The 3,267-nt window shown below is 68.3% G+C and carries 2 protein-coding genes and 1 pseudogene; 1 reads left to right on the top strand and 2 read right to left on the bottom strand.

All coding sequences use genetic code 11. From position 1 onward, the window contains the following. Positions 1 to 64: 64 nt before the first annotated feature. Entirely contained in the window at positions 65 to 739 is a 675-nt protein-coding gene (locus ACY5KJ_RS06035) for an ABC transporter ATP-binding protein (protein ID WP_462187788.1), read from the top strand. A 116-nt stretch (positions 740 to 855) separates the two neighbouring features. Here ACY5KJ_RS06035 and ACY5KJ_RS06030 read toward each other — a convergent pair whose 3' ends face one another. Both ACY5KJ_RS06030 and ACY5KJ_RS06025 read right to left on the bottom strand, forming a co-directional pair. Beyond that, on the bottom strand, positions 856 to 2,205 hold the full coding sequence (locus ACY5KJ_RS06030) for an ABC transporter substrate-binding protein (RefSeq protein ID WP_462187791.1): 1,350 nt from the start codon (positions 2,203 to 2,205) through the stop codon (positions 856 to 858). A 219-nt stretch (positions 2,206 to 2,424) separates the two neighbouring features. Further along, positions 2,425 to 3,267, bottom strand: a pseudogene (locus tag ACY5KJ_RS06025) (MarR family transcriptional regulator); the annotation flags it as partial.

The raw sequence follows: 3,267 nt of genomic DNA, 5'->3' as shown, positions 1-3,267 counted from the left end.
TGTACCTGGCCCAGGCTGCCCATCGCCACGATGAAACGGTCCTGAAGCAGCCGCAGGAGGCACCGTGACCACGGCGACAGCCGAACTCGAACTGACCGGGGCGCGGGCCGGCTACGGGACCGTGGAGGTCCTGCACGGTCTGGACCTCGCCATCCCCGCCGGCAAGGTCACCGCCCTGCTCGGGGTCAACGGCGCGGGCAAGAGCACCACCCTGCGGATGCTGGCCGGGCTGATCCCACTGCGTTCGGGCAGTCTGACCTGGCGCGGCGAGGACATCACCAAGATGTCCACCGTCGACCGGGCCCGCCGGGGACTGATGCTCGTGCCGGACGAACGGGCCGTCTTCGCCACCCTGTCGGTCCGGGACAATCTGCAGATCATCGCGGAAGCCAGCGGGCACCCCGACATCACCCCCGCGCTGGAGTCGTTCCCCCGGCTGCGGGAGCGGCTGACGCAGCGGGCCGGATCGATGTCCGGCGGTGAGCGGCGAATGCTGGCGCTCGCCCGCGCCCTGCTGGCCCGCCCCTCGGTCCTGATGGTCGACGAGCTGTCGCTCGGACTATCCCCGAAGGTCGCCGCGGACCTGTTCGGCTGGCTTGCGACGGTCGCCGCGTCGGGCACCACCGTCGTGCTCGCCGACCAGTACACCGAGCAGGCCCTGGCGATGGCGGACCTGGTCTACGTCCTGCACCGGGGCGAGCGGTCCTTCGCGGGCGCACCGGGGGAATTCCGGGCGTAGGGCCGCGAAAGGCCCCGCTGAAAGGCCCCGGTCGAGGTTCCCTCCGTGGCGCCGTGGAGGGTGCCCCGACCGGGGCCCGAGATCACTCGGGCGGTCCCGGGCGGTCCCGTGAGAGATCAGCCGGCCTGGTAGGGCAGATCCGGGACGGTGAAGCAGTTGGTGTTCATGTCCTTGACCTGGGTCACCCAGCCGCCCTGGTTTCCGTTCGCCGAATCCTGCCAACGGGCGACGTTGAGGCAGTTCTGCTCCTGCGACGGCGGTTCAGGCAACTTCTTGAAGTTCCGGCCAGTCGGGATGAGCAGGCCGTGACCGTCGTAGTCCTTGCCGCTGTTCATGTACGCCTCGACGCAGGCGCGGGTGACGTCGGCGCCGCAGGACCGGATCGCGTCGGTCAGCCACTGGGCCGAGGCGTAACCCTCGAGCATCCACAGGTTCGTCTTGGCTACCCGATCGGGCGCGGCCGCCTGCAGATCCTTCTGGAACGTGGCGACCGCGGGAATCTGGGTGTCCGCATAGTTGGCGGTGCCGCCAGTAGAGTAGATCGTGTTCCGGCAATTCGGGGAGGCATTGTAGACCTGGCGGACGTTGTTGGCCCAGCCCTGCGGCGGGGTCACCTTCGCCGTGATCGGCATTTTCTGGGACTCAATGGCGTTGCACAGCTGAGCATTACCGCCGTCGTCCATCGCGTCGAAGACGATCTGGACGCCGCGCCGCTTGAGGTCGAGGACCGTCGCGTCCCAACTCGGGGCGCCGAGATTGATCTGCTCCTCGATGACCGTGTAGCCATCCTTGCGCAGGCCGTCCGCGATCGACTTGGCGTACCGCTCCGACGGGGCGACGTTGTAGTACACAACCCCGGCGACGTTGGTCTTCAGGTTCTGCTTGAACCAGCGGTAGGTCTCGGTCCCCGCGTAGAGCGTGCCGTTGTAGCCGGGACGGCTGCCGGTGCGCGGATAATAGCTGCCGTAGATCGAGTACAGGTGCGGATACTGATCGTAGGCTGCGGACACGGGCTGGCCGCCGATATCCGGCACACCCTTGGAGTTGATGTACTGCGCACCCGTGTAGTCGAACGCCGTCACCCCGGCGAGCGCGAAGACCTTCTCGTCGTCGACGAGCTTGTGCGCGCAGTTCGTGTTTCCGTCACCGGTGCCTTTGTCGTCACACTCGACGAGGTTCACGGTGCGCCCGTTGACTCCGCCCGCGGCGTTGAGCGCCTTGAAATAGGCCCGCGCCCCGTACAGTGAGGCGGAGAACGTGTCCGGCCCGAAACCGCTGTTCAGGCCGGCGATTGTACCGATCTTGATCTCGGTCGGCGTGACACCGATATCCGAGGCTGTGTTGTTCGACGCCCCGGCCGGTTTGTTGCCGGCCGAGGTCGTTCCGTTGTTACTGGCCCGGCTGCCGCAGGCGACGAGCGCCAGCGACGACAGCACAATGGCGGCGACGAGCGATCTCGCTCGCATGGACATCCTCTCCCCTGGTAGATCGGTGACGCTCGAAACGTTATTGCCGATCAACATCGTCGACGCGTCAACCTGACGACAGCCGGTCCCATTGCCGACTATGGGGACGTAATGAAGTAACAAATACGTGATCGAGAGCATCATCGCAGGTCACAGGCCTGTGGAGGGTTCGAAACGCGCAAGTTATTTCATTTCGACTCCTATGTACCGTTAATTACATCAATGGGCGTTACGGACAAACATTCGGCGCCACCAGCTCCGACGCACCGGTGCGGTGCTCACGCGATCGGCCGGTGCCTTCCCCGAAGTCGGGGTGCTCCCCTCGGCCCCGTCTTCCCCGCCTTCCCGGCGTGCGGTACCCCTGCTCGCCGGCTCGTGGGTCTCCCTGCTCGCGGCCGTCCCCGCGGGCAGGGGCGCGCCGGCTACCGGCCGGCTGCCACCCGCGACGCCGTCGGCGCGCTCCGTGGGAGCCCGCCGCTCCCCGGAAAGCTCGGTTACCGTACCGCCTGGCGACGGCGAGGCATGCGATGCACCACCTGCCGCATCGAGCGAGGCCGGGACGATCGTGCTGCCCAACACGGACATCGCCTCGTCCAGAGCGGCCAAGGCCTGGCCGATCGCTGTGACCGGATCCTCGGCGCGCTCCGGGGCCGGCACGGCCGACGCCGCACCCGCCTCGACCGCCGCCGCCTCGACCGCCGCCGCACCCGCCTCGGCGACCGGGTCGGGCTCGACGACCTCGACCACCAGCTCGGCGGCTGGCTCCACGAGCAGGTCCACCGGCTCGCCATCGACCGCCTGCTCATCGGTGCCTGTGGCCGTGACCGCCTCGGCGGCGGCGACGGCAGGCTCAGACCCCACAGGAGCACGTTCAACCGACGCGGAGACGTCGGGAACAGGCTGGGCCGACGAGGACTCGGCCGACGCGGACGCATTGGGAACAGGCTCGGCCACGGCGGGAGAAGTGACCCCCTCGGCGAGCGCCGAGGGGGCGACACCGGCGGATTCCGCGGCAGGAGCGGATTCCGGTTCCTCGGGCGGCGGGGTCGCCGCGAGCGCCAG

The sequence above is a fragment of the Frankia sp. CcWB3 genome (assembly GCF_977927595.1).
This window is presented reverse-complemented; position numbering and strand designations above follow the sequence as displayed.